Origin of the sequence: Streptomyces sp. MMBL 11-1, assembly GCF_028622875.1 — a bacterium.
Classification (GTDB): Bacteria; Actinomycetota; Actinomycetes; order Streptomycetales; family Streptomycetaceae; genus Streptomyces.
The window spans coordinates 2,728,586-2,744,245 of the sequence record NZ_CP117709.1; the positions used below are offsets into that span (position 1 = coordinate 2,728,586).

General features: G+C 73.1%; 12 protein-coding genes, 1 other RNA gene and 1 pseudogene. 4 read left to right on the top strand and 10 right to left on the bottom strand.

The annotated features are described in order from the left end of the window. Positions 1-24: 24 nt before the first annotated feature. Positions 25-216 (top strand): annotated as a pseudogene (locus PSQ21_RS11715) (DUF2000 family protein); the annotation flags it as partial. A gap of 136 nt (positions 217-352) precedes the next feature. Here PSQ21_RS11715 and PSQ21_RS11720 read toward each other — a convergent pair. From PSQ21_RS11720 to PSQ21_RS11735, 4 genes are all read right to left on the bottom strand, one after another. Then, a complete protein-coding gene (locus tag PSQ21_RS11720) occupies positions 353-634 on the bottom strand; it encodes an HU family DNA-binding protein (protein ID WP_003968811.1) in 282 nt (93 codons plus the stop codon). Between the two features lie 376 nt (positions 635-1,010). Further along, positions 1,011-2,447, bottom strand: coding sequence for an NAD-dependent malic enzyme (locus tag PSQ21_RS11725; protein WP_274030423.1), 1,437 nt, complete (start codon positions 2,445-2,447; stop codon positions 1,011-1,013). A 525-nt stretch (positions 2,448-2,972) separates the two neighbouring features. After that, positions 2,973-5,351 (bottom strand): HelD family protein, encoded by a 2,379-nt coding sequence (locus PSQ21_RS11730; RefSeq protein ID WP_274030424.1) that lies wholly within the window; start codon positions 5,349-5,351, stop codon positions 2,973-2,975. A gap of 127 nt (positions 5,352-5,478) precedes the next feature. Beyond that, complete coding sequence (locus PSQ21_RS11735) at positions 5,479-6,117, bottom strand: CGNR zinc finger domain-containing protein (RefSeq protein WP_274030425.1); 639 nt, start codon at positions 6,115-6,117, stop codon at positions 5,479-5,481. Between the two features lie 146 nt (positions 6,118-6,263). Between PSQ21_RS11735 and PSQ21_RS11740 the strand changes: the two genes are divergently transcribed. Beyond that, a complete protein-coding gene (locus tag PSQ21_RS11740) occupies positions 6,264-6,953 on the top strand; it encodes a GNAT family N-acetyltransferase (protein WP_274030427.1) in 690 nt (229 codons plus the stop codon). Here the strand turns inward: PSQ21_RS11740 and PSQ21_RS11745 are convergent. The 4 genes from PSQ21_RS11745 to PSQ21_RS11760 form a co-directional block, all read right to left on the bottom strand. Beyond that, positions 6,886-7,449 carry a GNAT family N-acetyltransferase gene (locus PSQ21_RS11745; protein WP_274030428.1) on the bottom strand — a complete coding sequence of 188 codons (564 nt, stop codon included), beginning with the start codon at positions 7,447-7,449 and terminating at the stop codon, positions 6,886-6,888. The genes PSQ21_RS11740 and PSQ21_RS11745 overlap by 68 nt on opposite strands. 30 nt (positions 7,450-7,479) lie before the next feature. Beyond that, the gene (locus PSQ21_RS11750; protein WP_274030429.1) at positions 7,480-8,622 is read right to left on the bottom strand and encodes a uroporphyrinogen-III synthase; all 1,143 of its coding nucleotides are present in this window, start codon (positions 8,620-8,622) and stop codon (positions 7,480-7,482) included. A gap of 143 nt (positions 8,623-8,765) precedes the next feature. Further along, positions 8,766-10,097, bottom strand: a complete 1,332-nt coding sequence (locus tag PSQ21_RS11755; RefSeq protein ID WP_274030430.1) for a nitrate/nitrite transporter — start codon at positions 10,095-10,097, stop codon at positions 8,766-8,768. A gap of 149 nt (positions 10,098-10,246) precedes the next feature. Beyond that, positions 10,247-11,218 (bottom strand): LysR family transcriptional regulator, encoded by a 972-nt coding sequence (locus tag PSQ21_RS11760; RefSeq protein ID WP_274030431.1) that lies wholly within the window; start codon positions 11,216-11,218, stop codon positions 10,247-10,249. Positions 11,219-11,320: 102 nt separating this feature from the next. Here PSQ21_RS11760 and PSQ21_RS11765 point away from each other — a divergent pair, with 102 nt between their 5' ends. Further along, a complete protein-coding gene (locus PSQ21_RS11765; protein WP_274030432.1) occupies positions 11,321-12,769 on the top strand; it encodes an MFS transporter in 1,449 nt (482 codons plus the stop codon). Between the two features lie 66 nt (positions 12,770-12,835). Further along, the gene (locus PSQ21_RS11770; protein ID WP_274030433.1) at positions 12,836-14,560 is read left to right on the top strand and encodes a serine/threonine protein kinase; all 1,725 of its coding nucleotides are present in this window, start codon (positions 12,836-12,838) and stop codon (positions 14,558-14,560) included. A gap of 85 nt (positions 14,561-14,645) precedes the next feature. Here the strand turns inward: PSQ21_RS11770 and ssrA are convergent. Both ssrA and smpB read right to left on the bottom strand, forming a co-directional pair. Continuing rightward, positions 14,646-15,033, bottom strand: a transfer-messenger RNA (tmRNA) gene (gene ssrA, locus PSQ21_RS11775). Between the two features lie 120 nt (positions 15,034-15,153). Then, entirely contained in the window at positions 15,154-15,642 is a 489-nt protein-coding gene (smpB, locus tag PSQ21_RS11780; protein ID WP_097871213.1) for an SsrA-binding protein SmpB, read from the bottom strand. Between the last annotated feature and the right edge of the window lie 18 nt (positions 15,643-15,660).

Below are 15,660 nucleotides of genomic sequence, written 5' to 3' on the forward strand. Positions count from 1 at the left end.
GCGTGCTGTCGGGCGTCAGAAAGGCACCTGAAGGCCTTGTGGGCGGACATGACGGGCGTGTTCACCGCTGACCTCTTCGGCACGGGGAACGGCCGGGACAACCGGGCGGCCGTACGGGCGGTGGGGCGTGACGCGCTCGATCCGGGGGGTCTCGCCGTGTACGGGCCGCGCGACGCCGTGGGCAAGGCCCTCAAGGGCGCGCGGACGGATCCCTGAGCCCCTCACCGCGCTGGAGAGCCCCCGCGATGCCCGGCACGGTACGGGGGCTCCTGCGGGGCGCATGTGCCCGCGGCATACGCGAGGGCGGCCACCCCTGGTCAGGAGTGGCCGCCCTCTGTTGCGCCGTTGAGGGTTACTTGCCCTTGGCGGCTTCCTTGAGCTTCGAGCCCGCGGAGACCTTCACGCTGTAGCCGGCGGGGATGTTGATCGGGTCGCCGGTCTGCGGGTTGCGAGCGGTGCGAGCGGCACGGTGGGTGCGCTCGAAGGTCAGGAAGCCGGGGATGGTGACCTTCTCGTCGCCCTTGGCGACAATCTCACCGACGGTCTCGGCGAGCGCGGCCAGCACGGCGTCGGCGTCCTTGCGAGTCACCTCGGCGCGGTCGGCCAGGGCGGCCACCAGCTCACTGCGGTTCATGTTGTTACTCCCGTGTTCTTCTTGCCTGTGAGGCGTGAGATCGAAGCCGATGCTGCCAGGGCCCTCTGACAGTCCCCGGACCCGGGTCTGATGTCAGACCCTCTCGCCCGATTACGCATCCTGCCCCCACCAGCGGCGGGAAAGCCAATCCGGAACCCTTCGGGGTCAATGAGAAGCGCCACGGTTTGCTCGTGGTGACGCTCCGTCGACTTGGCCGAGCGGTCCGCAGCGGATGCCGGGCCCCGCAGGGCCCACTGCCCGCCCACCCTAAAGGGGCGTTTGGGGCGCCGCGACCCGCGACGCGCCGTACGGCACGGGCGGGTGCGGCCCGGGGTGTCCTGCGGCTGCCCCGTGACAGACCCCCGAAACGGTGGGATCAGACCGATGTGGAGGGGGCTGCTCCGGCGCCCGCGGCGGCCTTCGCGGCGGCCCGGACGGCTCCGGCGACCGCGCCCGCCACCTTGTCGTTGAAGACCGAGGGAATGATGTAGTTCGCGTTGACCTCGTCCTCGGCGACCACGTCGGCGAGCGCGCCGGCCGCGGCGAGCATCATCTCCGTGTTGACGGTGCGGGACTGAGCGTCCAGCAGACCGCGGAAAACGCCCGGGAAGACCAGCACGTTGTTGATCTGGTTGGGGAAATCGGAGCGGCCGGTGGCGACGACCGCCGCCGTCCGACGGGCGATCGCGGGGTCGACCTCGGGGTCCGGGTTCGCGAGCGCGAACACGATCGCACCGTCCGCCATCGCGGCGACGTCCTCGCCGTTCAGCACGTTCGGGGCGGAGACGCCGATGAAGACGTCGGCGCCGACGACGGCCTCCTTGAGGGTGCCGGTGACGCCCTCCGGGTTGGTGTTGTCGGCGATCCAGCGGAGCGGGGAGTCGAGGTCGGCCGCGACCAGGTCCTCGCGTCCGGCGTGCACCACGCCGTGGATGTCGGCGACGACGGCGTGCTTGACGCCGGCGGCGATGAGCAGCTTCAGGATGGCCGTACCGGCCGCTCCGGCGCCGGACATGACGACCCGTACGTCCCCGATGTTCTTGCCCACCACGCGCAGGGCGTTGGTGAGGGCGGCCAGCACGACGATCGCGGTGCCGTGCTGGTCGTCGTGGAAGACGGGGATGTCCAGGGCCTCGCGCAGCCGGGCCTCGATCTCGAAGCAGCGCGGCGCGGAGATGTCCTCCAGGTTGATGCCCGCGAAGCCGGGGGCGATGGCCTTGACGATCGCGACGATCTCGTCGGTGTCCTGGGTGTCCAGGCAGATCGGCCAGGCGTCGATGCCGGCGAAGCGCTTGAAGAGGGCCGCCTTGCCCTCCATGACGGGCAGTGAGGCCATCGGGCCGATGTTGCCGAGGCCGAGCACCGCGGAGCCGTCCGTCACAACTGCGACGGAGTTGCGCTTGATGGTGAGGCGGCGCGCGTCCTCGGGGTTCTCGGCGATCGCCATGCAGACCCGGGCGACGCCGGGGGTGTAGATCATCGACAGGTCGTCACGGTTGCGGATGGGGTGCTTGGACGCCATCTCGATCTTGCCGCCGAGGTGCATGAGGAACGTACGGTCGGAGACCTTGCCCAGCGTGACACCCTCGATGCCGCGCAGACCTTCGACGATCTCGTCCGCGTGCGAGGTGGAGGTGGCGGCGATGGTGACGTCGATCCGCAGCATCTCGTGGCCCGAGGCGGTGACGTCGAGGCCGGTGACCGAGCCACCGGAGGACTCCACGGCCGTGGTGAGCTGAGAGACCGCGGTGCCGCTCGCGGGCACCTCCAGCCGGACCGTCATCGAGTACGAGACGCTGGGCGCCGTTGCCATGGCCGAGTCCTTCGCTTTCCTTAGCTTCATTGCCGCATGTCCGGAACCCTCGCCCCGGAGACGCTTCCCGATCGTCGCACCTACTGGCTGGTAGCCGGTAATGACTGCCGTCTTTCGGAAAGTAGTTTCCACCATACGAGAAACTACCCGTTCGGCGGAACCCCCAACGTGGCTCGAACCGGCCGGGCGGCCCGTGAAGCACGGAACAGGGCCCGTGGAACCGGTGGGGGGTGGCGCCCGTGGAACCGGGGGACGGAGCCCGTGGAACCGGGGGCCGAGCCCGTGAAACAAGAACAGACCCGCGCCACCAGCAGGTGACGCGGGTCTGTCTTCTTCGGTTGAGCGGCACCGACCCGCCATGCTCGCCTCGCGGCAAGTGGTCGCTCGAAGCGACGAAGGTTGGGCCCGGGGGCTTGGATCGGGCCGGTGCCACTACCAAGGTAACAAAGACCCCCGAGAAGTGATTCCCGCGCGCCGGGTTGACTCGCCCGCCGGGAAGCGGGGCAGCCCGCGGCCCCTCCGGCGTCAGTCCCTCAGCAGGTCCGGCACCCCGTCCTCGTCCGGCAGGTCCCGCTCCCCCGAGACCACCGTGAGCTGCTGTGTCGCCCGGGTCAGCGCCACGTACAGCACCCGCAGACCCGCCGGGGACTCGTCCGCGATCTCCGCGGGCGAAACGACCACCGTGGCGTCGTACTCCAGCCCCTTGGCCTCCAGGCTGCCCAGCGCCACCACCCGCTCCCCCAGCTCCGCGAGCCACTCGCGGGCCTGGGCGCGCCGGTTCATCGCGACGACCACGCCGACCGTGCCGTCCACCTCCGCGAGCAGCCGCGCGGCCTCCTCGCGGACCGTGGCGGCCAGGTCCCCTCCGCGTACCGGCTCGAAGCGGGGCACCACCCCGGTCGAGCGGACCGCGGCCGGGGACTCCATCCCGGGCATCGCCAGCGCCAGCACCTTCGCGGCCAGCTCCGCGATCTCCGCCGGGTTGCGGTAGTTGACGGTGAGGGTGAAGCGGCGGCGGGGCCGGGAGCCGAGCGCCTCGTCCCGGGCCGCGCCCGCCTCGTCCGGGTCGGACCAGGAGGACTGGGCCGGGTCGCCGACGATCGTCCAGGTGGCGTGCCGGCCCCGGCGGCCGACCATGCGCCACTGCATCGGGGTGAGGTCCTGCGCCTCGTCGACGATGACGTGGGCGTACTCGGTGCGCTCCGCCGCGAGCCGCTCGGCCCGCTCCCACTGGGTCTCCTCGCGCTGCGGCATCAGCTCCTCCAGACCGGTGAGCTGGTCCAGCGGGTCCGCCTCGCGCTTGCGCCGGGGCTTGTTCGGGGTGCCCAGCAGCGCCTGGAGCTCGTCCAGGAGCGCCACGTCGTGGACCGAGAGCGGCCCGTCGCCGTCCGCGTCGAGGCGTTTCAGCGACCGGGCCAGGCGGCGCACCTCGCCCTGGTTGAGGATGCGCCGGGACCAGCGGCCGAGGCGCCGTTCGTCGGCCATCGCGGCCAGCACCCGGCGCGGCGTCAGCTCGGGCCACCAGGCGTCCAGGAACTCCAGGAACGGGGTCTCGGTGGAGACGTCCTCGTCGAACGAGGAGCGCAGCTCCGCCACCAGCTGGGGATCGGTGTACCTGCCCCGTCCGGAGGACTTGCTCCACAGGGCGTCCAGCAGCAGCTTGCGGGCGCGCGGGCGCAGCAGGTTGACCGGGGCCGTGCCGCCCAGCGCGTTGTGCCGGATGCGCTGGAGCTCGTCGGCCTCCAGCTCGACGCGGGCCCCGAAGGCGACGACGCGCAGCCGGTTCGGGGGCGTCGCCGCGCCCTGCTCGGGCTCCTCGCCGAAGGAGAGCTGGCCCGCCTCCTCACGTGGCGCCGCGGGCCGGCCCTGTTCCAGCGCGCCCCGGGCGGCCTTGCGCAGTACGTGGAGCATCCGGGAGGAGCCCTTGATCCGGGCCACGGCCGGTTCGTCGTGGGCGGTGGCGCCTTCGAGGCCCGCCGCGTCGTCGGAGAGCGAGCCGATCGCGCGGATCGCGACCTGGCCCTCCTCGCCGAGCGAGGGCAGCACCCCTTCGGTGTACGCGACCAGGAGCGGGGTGGGCGAGACGATCAGGATGCCGCCCGCGTACCGCCGCCGGTCCTGGTAGAGGAGGTAGGCCGCCCGGTGCAGGGCGACCGCGGTCTTGCCGGTGCCGGGGCCGCCGGTGACCTCGGTGACGGAGGCGGCGGGGGCCCGGATGACCAGGTCCTGTTCGGCCTGGATGGAGGAGACGATGTCCCGCATGGTGTGGCTGCGGGCCTGGCCGAGCGCCGCCATCAGCGCGCCGTCCCCGATCACCGGCAGCTTCTCGCCGTCCAGGTACGCCGTCAGCTCCGGACGCATCAGGTCGTCCTCGACCCCGAGGACCTTGCGGCCCTTGGAGCGGATGACCCGGCGGCGTACGACGCGGCCCGGCTCCTTCGGGGTGGAGCGGTAGAACGGGGCGGCGGCCGGGGCCCGCCAGTCGATCACCAGCGGCGCGTAGTCGGAGTCCAGGACCCCGATCCGGCCGATGTGGAGCGTCTCCGCGATATCGGCGGTGGCGTCCTCCCGTACGGCGTCGTCGGCCGGCTCCACGGAGGTGTACGCGCCGTCCGGGCCGCGCTCCCCGTCCTTGCCGAGCAGCAGGTCGATCCGCCCGAAGAGGAAGTCCTCGAACTCGCTGTTCAGCCGGTTGAGGTGGATCCCCGCCCGGAACACCTGGGCGTCCCGCTCCGCGAGCGCGCCGGGGGTACCGACCTGGCCGCGCTTGACGGCGTCGTCCATAAGAAATTCCGCCTCGTGGATCTTCTCTTCGAGGCGGTGATAAACACGGTCGAGATGCTCCTGCTCGACACCGATTTCCCGGTCCCGCAGCGATTCGACAGCGGCATCCTGCGCGGCCACCGAGGCCCCCTTCTTAACAGCACTGGGCAGCCGTCAACCCTATAGCGAAGGGGGGCCCGAGCGCACCTGCCGACCGGGGGCGATCGCGCGTCGCGCCGAACGGGGCACGGCGGGGCCGGGGCCCGGTTCACTTCCCGCCGGGCGGAGCCTCCTTCGCCGGACCGCGTCCGCCGGCCGCCCCCGTGGTCCGGCGCCGGTGCCGGGCGACCCGTTCGCGGTTGCCGCAGACCTCGCCGGAGCACCAGCGCCGCCGCCCGCCGCGCGAGGTGTCCAGGTAGAGCCGGTGGCAGGCCTCGCCCTGGCAGCGGCGCAGGGCCGCCCGCGCGACCGGGTCGGTGAGCAGGTCCACCGCGTCCCGGGCGACGACGGCGAGGAGCCCCGCGCAGTCGGGCGTGGCGCTCAGCGTCCGCACCAGGCCGCCGTCCGCGCCGCGCACCGCGCGGGGCCCCGGAGGCGCTCCGGACGCGAGCGCGTTGACCCGCTCCAGCGGCCCGTCGGCCTCGGGCCCGCCCAGCTGAGCCACCATCAGGCGGCGGACGGCACCGCGCAGTTCATGGAAGCGGGCCACCCAGGTGTCGTCCAGTTCCGCCAGCGCGGTGCCCGGCGGGACGAGCCGGGCGTCCACCAGCCACCGGGCCAGACGCGCGGGCCCGTCGAGCTGCTCACAGGTCCCGGGCGCCCCGCCCGCGTGCTCCGTGGCCACCAGATCGAGGCAGATCCGGCCCGTGTCGAACCGCCACGCCCGCGTACCCCTGCCCGCTGCCATGTTCCTGTCACCGCCTTGGTCACCGGGGGAACGGCCACCCCCCAGAGTGCCCCTGTCGGGGCCCGGCCGTAACCCCCGCCGCCGTCCCGGTGCGGGTGGCCGCCCCCGTACCGTGGGCGGTCCTGGAACACGAGAGAGAGACGCCCATGGACCACAGGGAGATACCCAGGGACCACCTCGACGGGGACAGCCTGCCCGGCCCCGGCGGCCTGCGGCTGCGCCGGTGGCGCGAGGAGGACCTGCCCGCGCTGCTGGAGGCGTACGAGGATCCGGCGATGCGGCGGTGGCTGGCCACCCAGGTCTCCGGAGCGGACGGGGCGGCCGCCTGGCTGGAGGCGCAGCGTACGGGGTGGGAGACGGGCACCCGCTTCGCCTTCGCCGTGACGGAAGCCGTGACGGAAGCCTCGACGGAAGCCGTGACGGCCACCGGGCGGGGCGTTCGGCGGGGCGGCGCACCACTCGGCAACATCGTGCTGAAGCGGCCGGACCCGCACGACGACCGCGCGGAGGTGGGCTATTGGACGACCGCCGCGGCGCGTGGCCGAGGCGTGGCGTCACGGGCGCTGACGGTGCTGACCGACTGGGCGTTCACGAACTTCGCCGAACAGGGGCTGGCCAGACTGGAGTTGCTCCACCAGGTGGGCAACGGGGCCTCGTGCCGGGTGGCGGAGAAGTGCGGATACACGCTGGAGCGGGTGCTCCCGGCGCTGCCGCCCGACTATCCACTGGACGGCCATGTGCATGTGCGCGAGGCGTCCGCGGCGGCGCTCAGCCGGCCGGCGGGTCGTCGTGCAGAAGCCGCTGGAACAGGTGGTGGTCGCGCCAGCGGCCGTTGATGTGCAGATAGCCCGGCGCGGTGCCGATCCGCTCGAACCCGGCCTTGGCGAGCACCCGTTGGGAAGGGGCGTTGTCGGTGACCGTCGCCGCCTCGACGCGGTGCAGCCCCAGCCGGTCGCGGGCGGCGGCGCAGACCGCGTCGACGGCGGCGGTGGCGAGACCGCGTCCGGCGTGGTCCGCGTCGACCCAGTAGCCGAGGCGGGCGTTGCGGTACGGGCCCCGCTCGACGCCGGAGAGCGTGAAGGCGCCGATCACCCGGCCCTCGTCGTCCGCGAGCGCCCAGGGCATGGCCCGCCCCGCGTCCCGGTCGGCGAGCAGCGCGGTGAGCCGGGCGGCCTGGCCCTCGACGGTGTAGAAGGCCTCGGGGCGTACGGGTTCCCAGCGGCGCATGTAGGCGCGGTTGCGGGTGAGAGCCGTGGCGAAGGAGGCCGCGTCGGTGATCGCGACGGGGCGGAAGCCCACGTCCGGGGCGATGCGCTGGAGGTGATCGGTCATCCTCACACGCTAGGGCACGCCCCGGGAGCCTCAGCGGCCGTACCTCGTGTCCGCCGCCGGGTCCAGCGCCAGCCGGTAGCCGCGCTTGACGACCGTCTGGATCAGCCGGGGCACGCCCAGCGCCGACCGCAGCCGGGCCATCGCCGTCTCCACCGCGTGCTCGTCGGTGCCGCTGCCGGGCAGGACCCGCAGCAGGTCGGCGCGGGCCACCACCCAGCCGGGGCGGCGGGCCAGCGCCCGCAGGAGGGCCATGCCCGCGGGCGGCACCGCGCGCAACGCGTCGTCGACGAGGACGGCGTGGCCCCGGATCTCGACCCGGTGGCCGGCGACGGGCAGGACGCGGGCGGCGAGGGGGAGCCGGGCGCACAGCAGCTGGACGAGGGGGCCGAGCCGGAAGCGCTCCGGCTGGAGGGTGTCGATCCCCCGGTCCTGGAGCGGGAGGGCGGTGACCGGTCCGACGCAGGCGACCAGCACGTCGTCGCGCAGGGCGCCGAGGATCTCCGGGAGCAGTCCGCGGGTCTCGGCGCGGCCCAGGAACGAGGCGGCGGCGGGGGCGCTGGTGAAGGTGATCGCGTCCAGGCCCCGGGCGGCCGTGACGTCGAGCATCCGGTCGAGCGGGGCGATGTCCTGCGGGGGCATCCAGCGGTAGACGGGGACGACGACGACGTCGGCGCCCGCGGCGTTGAGGGACTCGACGAAACCGGGCAGCGGTTCGCCGTGCAGCTGGAGGGCGATCCGGCGGCCGGCGACGCCTTGGGCGAGGAGCCGGTCGAGGACCTCGGCCATCGATTCGGACCCGGGCGACCAGGCCTCGGTCAGCCCGGCGGCCCGGACGGCGCCCTTGACCTTGGGGCCCCGGGCGAGGAGTTCGACCCCGCGCAGCGTCTTCAGCAGGGCGTCGCCGACGCCCCAGCCGTCGGCCGCCTCGATCCAGCCGCGGAAGCCGATCGCGGTGGTGGCGACCGCCACGTCGGGGGCGTGGCCGATCAGCTCCTCGGTGGCGGCGAGGAGTTCGCTGTCGTCGGCGAGCTGCACGATCCGCAGGGCCGGAGCGTGCAGGACGGCGGCCCCGCGGCGTTCGAGGAGGGTGGCGAGCTCCTCGGCGCGACGGGCGGCGGTCACGCCGACGGTGAAGCCCGCGAGAGGGCCGTGCGTTGTGTCGTCGTCCTGCATGGCGTGATCCCGGCTCCTGTGTTTCCCGCTGGTACGCGATGTGCGCGGGCCCGAGCCTGTCAACGATGCGTGTCGGGCTCGGTTCCCCCGTATTTCCCGGCCGTTACGTCGCACGACGCCGGCCGGTCGTCCGGTGACCGGCCTCATACCTCCGCGTAGCCGACCTGGGCCCGCGTGGGCACGGACGCGGGCCGGCGAAGGTATACCGCCCAGGTCAGGGCGAAACACACACCGTAGAAGGCGAGGAAGGACCAGAAGGCCGCGGTTCCGGTTCCGGCGGCCTGGAAGGACTGGCGGAAGGCGAGGTTGATGGCCAGGCCGCCGAGCGCGCCGACGGCCCCGATGAGGCCCATGGCCGCGCCGGAGAGCCGCCGTCCCCGGGCCGCGGCCGCCTCCCCGTCGAGCCCGCCGGCGAGGGCCTTGGCGTGGAAGATGCCGGGGATCATCTTGTACGTCGATCCGTTGCCGAGGCCCGTCAGGACGAACAGGGCGGTGAAGCCGGTGAGGAAGACGGGCAGCGAGGCGGTCCCCGAGGCCTGGATGACGACGCCGGTGGCGGCGGCCATCGCGGCGAAGGTGGCCAGGGTGATGCGCGCGCCGCCGAACCGGTCGGCGAGCCGGCCGCCGACGGGCCGGATCAGGGAGCCCAGCAGCGGGCCGATGAAGGTGAGCGAGGCGGCCTGGAGCGGAGTCCGGCCGAACTGGATCTGGAGCACCAGGCCGAACGCGAAGCTGTAGCCGATGAACGAACCGAAGGTGCCGATGTAGAGGACCGACATGATCCAGGTGTGCGGGTCCCGGACAGCTTCCAGCGCGGCCCCGGTGTCGTTCTTCACGGGCCGGAGGTTGTCCATGTACAGGGCGGCGCAGACGCCGGCCAGGACGATCAGCGGGACGTACACGCCGAGGACGATCCGGGGGTGCGAGGCGCCCAGCGTGCCGATGACGAGCAGACCGACGAGCTGGACGACGGGGACGCCGATGTTGCCGCCGCCCGCGTTCAGGCCGAGCGCCCAGCCCTTCCTCCGCAGCGGGAAGAAGGCGTTGATGTTGGTCATCGACGAGGCGAAGTTGCCGCCGCCGATCCCGGTGAGCGCCGCCACCGCGACGAAGGTGGCGTACGAGGTCCCGGGCTCCATCACCCAGAACGCGGCCAGGGTCGGGACGAGCAGGCTCACCGCGCTGAAGACCGTCCAGTTGCGGCCGCCGAACCGGGCGACCGCGAAGGTGTACGGGACCCGCACCAGCGCGCCGACGAGGGTGGCGGTCGAGATGAGGAAGAACTTCCCGGCCGGGTCGATGCCGTACTCCGGCCCCATGAACAGGACCATCACCGACCACAGGGTCCAGATGGAGAATCCGATGTGCTCGGAGAGCACGGAGAACCACAGGTTGCGGCGGGCGACGCGTTCGCCCTTCTCCCGCCAGAAGGTCTCGTCCTCCGGCTCCCAGGTCTCGATCCAACGGCCTGCCATCACGCGCCTCCACAAGGGGTCGGGGTGTTGTCCCCGACCATAGGGAACCCGCGTTTCGGCGTGGTGCCGTGAGGTGACCGGTGCGCAACCTCACTCTCACGGTGCGGCTCCCGGCCCGGTGAGACGCGCTGCCCGCGACCGCCCCGCGATCAGGAACGGTTGCGCATCAGTGACCGGTCGCCCTCGGGAAGCCATGAGCCGGCCGGGGGAACCATCCACCCCTCGGCAAGCGCCAACCGGTCGGCGGCGTTCCGCAACGCGTCCACGCCGGGATGGTTCAGGCCCTTGCGCCAGACCAGTGCCAGCGGCGAGAGCGGAACGGGGTCGACGAGAGGCCGCACCACCGTTCCGGGCAGCGGCGGAAAGCCGACGACGGCGAGCACGGGGTGTCCCCCCTTCGACATGACCCGCTGGAATTCGGCCACCCCCACGGCCAGCGGAACGGGCGGGGCCATGGTGACGCCCCACTCGGCGAACAACAGCGCGGCGAGGTCGGTCCACTCCCGGGTCCGCTCGTTGCCGGCGCCCGCGTAGACGGTCTCCCCGGACAGCTCCGCCAGGGCGACGGCCTCCCGCGCGGCGAGGGGGTGGGAGACGGGCAGCATCAGGGCCATCGGCTCGTACCGCACGGGGTGCACGGAGAGCCCCGCGCGCACCGCAGGGGCCAGCCCGGCGACCCGGCCGAAGGAGGCGTCGAGCCGGCCGGCCAGGATCTCGGCGGCGGCCCAGGTGAGACCGGACTCGAAGCGGGCCATCAGCTCGCACTCCGGCAGCAGTTCGCGGGCCCGCGCCAGCACCCGGGCGGCGGCCGTCCCGTCGCTGTTCAGGTCGACGAGCAGCGGCCGGGCGGGCGCACCGCTGAAGACCCCGGCCAGTTCGGCGTGCGCGTCGAGGACCCGGCGGGCGGGCGCCAGCAGGCGTTCGCCGTCCGGGGTGAGCGTGACCTGCCGGGTCGTGCGGACGAACAGCTCGACGCCCAGCCGGCGCTCCAGCCGCCGGATGTCCCGGCTCAGCGCCTGCTGCGCGACGAAGAGACGGGCGGCGGCGCGGGTGAAGTGCAGTTCGTCGGCGACGGCGAGGAAGGCGCGCAGGAGACGGGGGTCGGTGTCGGCGGAAGGCACACCGCGAATCTACCGCGCGGGTCACCATTGACAACACGGACGCGTGAATCGGTGCGGAGCAGGTGTTGGACCCGGGCGGTGGAGCACGGCCAGCCTGGTCGTATGCCGATATCCCCCGCCGCCGGCCCGGAGTCCGCGCCCCGGCCCGCACCGTCCCGCCCTGCCGCCCCTCCCCGGTCCGCCCCGGCCGCCCGCCCGGTCGCCTCCCGCCGGCCCCTCCCGCCTGCCCGCCCGGACCGGACCTCCGCGCCGCCGTCCGCTCCCCTGTTCGCCGTCGCCGGAGGCCAGTTGGTCGCGGCCCCGCGCTCCGCGCCCGGAAGCGGCGGCGCCGGGAAACGGCCGTCGGCCAACCCCTACCTCCGGCTGCTGGCCACGCCGGGGGCCCGGGCGTTCACGGCGGGCAACCTGATCGCCCGGCTGCCGATGGGGATGTTCAGCGTCAGCGCGGTCATCATGATCGCCGGGTCCCGGGGGTCGTACGCCCTGGCCGGGGCCGTCACGGCGACGGGCCTGGCCGCGACGGCGGTCGTCGCGCCCTTCACCGCCCGGCTCGTGGACCGTTTCGGGCAGGCACGCGTCGCGGTCCCCGCCACCGCGCTCGCCGTGCTGGGCTCGCTGGCCCTGGTGCTCTGCGTGCACCACGACGCCCCGGCCTGGACGCTGTTCGCCGCGTACGCCGCGACCGCGACGACCCCGAACACCGGCGGGATGTCGCGGGCCCGCTGGGCCCATCTGCACCGGGGCGACCCGGCGGCCCTGCACACCGCGAACTCCTTCGAACAGGCCGCCGACGAGCTGTGCTTCATGCTGGGCCCGGTGCTGGCCGCGACGCTCTGCGGGGCGCTGTTCCCGGAGGCGGGCACGCTGGTGGGGGCGGTGCTCCTGATGAGCGGCGTCCTGGTCTTCGCCGCCCAGCGCGCCACGGAACCGCCCGTCACCCCCCGTACGAGGGCGGTGGCCTCGCCCCTGCGCACACCGGGGGTGGCCGCGCTGCTGGCGGTCTTCCTCGCCACGGGGGCGGTGTTCGGGGCGCTGGAGGTGGTCTCCATCGCGCATGCCGGGGGCGCGATCCTGGCGCTCCAGGCGGCCGGGTCGTGCGTGGCGGGCCTGGTCTACGGCTCGCTGCGGCCCGCCCGGAACGTCCGCATCAGACTGCTGCTGTGCCTGGCCGGGATGACGGCGCTGATGTCCCTGCCGCTGCTGGCCGCCGCCGGCTCCGCCTCCCTGCCGGTCCTGGCGCTCTGCCTGCTGGTGGCGGGGGCGGCGACCGCGCCGACGATGGTCACGGGCATGACGCTGGTCCAGCGCTCCACGCGCCCGGAGCAGTTGAACGAGGGCATGACGCTCGCGGTGACGGCGCTGCTGGGCGGGGTCGCGGCCGGGGCCGCGGCCGGCGGCTGGCTGGTCGAGCACGCCGGAACGGTCACCGGCTACGCGGCCCCGATGTCCGCGGCGGCCCTCGCCCTGGTCATCGCGGGCGCGGGGGCCGGGGCGGCCGCTTCGCCCCGCACCGCGGAACGGGCCAAGGCAGCCACCCCGGAGGGGAGTTGACCTGGGCCGATGGCTGGGAGAGGCTGATCCGGCCGCTGTTCACGCGTATCCGGGGGGACTTCTCACATGGCGACCACGACCGGAGGTCTGCGCGTCGGACCGGACGCGACCCCGGACCGCTACCGGCTGCGGCGGTCCATCGGGCGCGGCGGGGAGGCGGTCCTCTACCTCGCGGACCTGGAGCTGTCCGGGGAGGCCGAGCCCGTCGTGGTGAAGGTCCTGGACACCCGCGCCACCATGACGGCCGAGGGCTTCGCCCGGATCAGCGCCGCGTGGAGCGACCAGGCGGAGCTGCTCCGCTTCGTGCACCGGGTCGGCGTGATCGGCGTACGCGAGCACTTCGAGGGCCCGCCCCCGCACCCCCCGGGCCAGGCCGGGGAGAGCACCGGCCGCTGTCTCTACCTGGTGATGAACCACGTGGAGGGCCTGGACCTGCGGGACTGGCGGGCCGAACGCACCCTGGAGACCCCCGCCGAGCGGCGCGAGGCCGTCCGCTGCCTGGAGCAGCTGGCCGAGGTGCTGGACCGGCTCCACTCGGGCGCCGCCACCCCGTCGGGCCGCGTGGTGGTGCACGGCGACCTCTCGCCCGGCAATGTGATGGTCGACTCCGACGGGCAGGCCACCCTGGTGGACTTCGGGCTGAGCAAGCTCGCCCCCGAACACCGCACGACCGAGGTCTGGTTCACCCCCGGGTTCGCCGCACCGGAGGTGCACGAGGGCGTACGGTCCCCGGCCGCCGACCGGTACGCGTTCGGTGCCATCGCCTACTTCCTGCTCAGCGGCGAGACCCCGCCCACGGCCCCGGAGCAGCTGCGCGAACGGTTCACCGCGCTGCCGGAGGTGGCCGGGCTGCCGCCCGAGCGGCAGGCCGCCCTGCTCGCGCTGTACGACGCCGACCCCGGCCGCCGCCCGGAGTCCCTGACCGGCTGGGTGCGGCAGCTCCGCCCCGCGGTGGTCACGACGACGTCCCGCGCCCGCACCGTCACGGCCCCTCCCCCGCCCACGTCCCCGCCGCCGGGAGCGGTCCCGCCCGGGGCCGCTCCCTCCGCGCGCCCGCACTACGTTGCGCCGCAGCCACCGCCGGCGCCCCCGTCGGCCCAGCCGCCCGTGACAGCGCCGGACACGAGGCGCCCCCGCCCGAAGTACCTGCTGCCGCTGGGTGCGGCGGCGGCCGTGGCCCTGCTGGTGACCGGCGGAGTCCTGGGCTCCCAGTTGGCCTCGGGCGACGGCGGGGACACCGCGTCCGGCAAGCGCCCGGAGGCGACCAGCACGGTCACGGAGAGCCCCACGACGGAGCCGAGCCCGGAGCCCAGCGCTCCGTCGGACGCGCCCGGGACGCCGACACCCGACGCTTCCGGCACCCCGGATGCCGACAGCTCACCCACGCACGTAGACCCGCAACCTCAGTCACTGACCGCGCTGACGCCGGTCGACGGCATCGATTTCGCCACGGAGCCGGTCGTCCTGAACACCCGGAGCTTCGACACCGCGCTCAGCGTGAGCCTGCCCTGCATGGGAAGGCACTCCACCGAGTACAACCTGGGGCGCGCCTGGTCCACCCTCCGCTTCACCGGCGGCATGTCGGACAGCTCGCCCCAGTCCCAGGGCAAAGTGACCCTCCTGGGCGACGGCAAGATCCTGGCCTCCGGAACACTGTCCCTGGGCAAGGAGCGGGCGTTCGAGGTCCCGGTCACGGACGTGCTGCGGCTGCGCATCACGGTGGACAAGGTCTCGGGCCAGTGCGGTCGCAGAAGCCGGGCCGCCCTCGCCGATCCTGTACTGGAGCCCTGACGCGTCCTGGCACGCAAAAGCTCTCCGGCATGCAGAAAAGCCTCCGCCCCGCGAGTGAACTCGCGGGGCGGAGGCTTACATGGGGTGGTGGAGATGGCGGGAATCGAACCCGCGTCCAACGGTGCGGAACCAGGGCTTCTCCGAGTGCAGTTCGCTGCGCTTTTCTCGGCCCCGGAGGTCACGCGAACAAGCCTCCGACAGGCCCAGCCACTGTTTGATTTCCTTCTCGGCCCCGTGGCCGGGCCGAGAAGTTTAGATCCCTAGCTGATGCCAGGATCCGGGTCGGGATCACCCCCGGGCTGACACTCCGCAGAGTCTTCGCTTAGCTGCTAATTAGGCAGCGAGGGCGAAGGCGGAGGAATCGCGCTTGGAATTGGCGATTATTGTTTGCGACATATGGTTTACGAGATCATTGCCGCTTCCTCGACTCGCTTCCCCTGCTTCGACATCCGCTGTCGAAACCGATCATCCCCATGTTGATTTTTCAAAACGCGCACCTTCGCTGAGGTGCACGGCCCATCGTACGTGACCAACGCCGGACGATGCCACTGTATTCCTGCCCCGGCCGCCTGCCCCGCCGGGGCAGGCGCCGCTCAGGCGCTGCGCTGTCGCCGCCGGGCCGCCGAGATGGCCCGGTTCGTCTCCCGCGTGTCCTGCTTCTCGCGGAGCGTCTGCCGCTTGTCGTACTCCTTCTTGCCCTTCGCGAGCGCGATCTCGACCTTGACCCGGCCGTCCTTGAAATACAGCGCGAGGGGCACGATCGTGTGGCCCGTCTCCTGCGACTTCGACTCCAGCTTGTCGATCTCGGCCCGGTGCAGCAGCAGCTTGCGCTTCCGCTTGGCCGTGTGGTTGGTCCAGGTGCCCTGGACGTACTCGGGTACGTGGATGTTGTGGAGCCAGGCCTCGTGGCCGTCGATCTGGACGAAGCCGTCGACCAGGGAGGCCCGCCCCATGCGCAGGGACTTGACCTCCGTGCCCATGAGGACGAGACCGCACTCGTAGGTGTCGAGGATCGTGTAGTCGTGCCGCGCCTTCTTGTTCTGCGCGATCATCTTGCGCCCGGTGTCTTTTTCCTTCGCCATAGTGCGGTCATTTTCGCA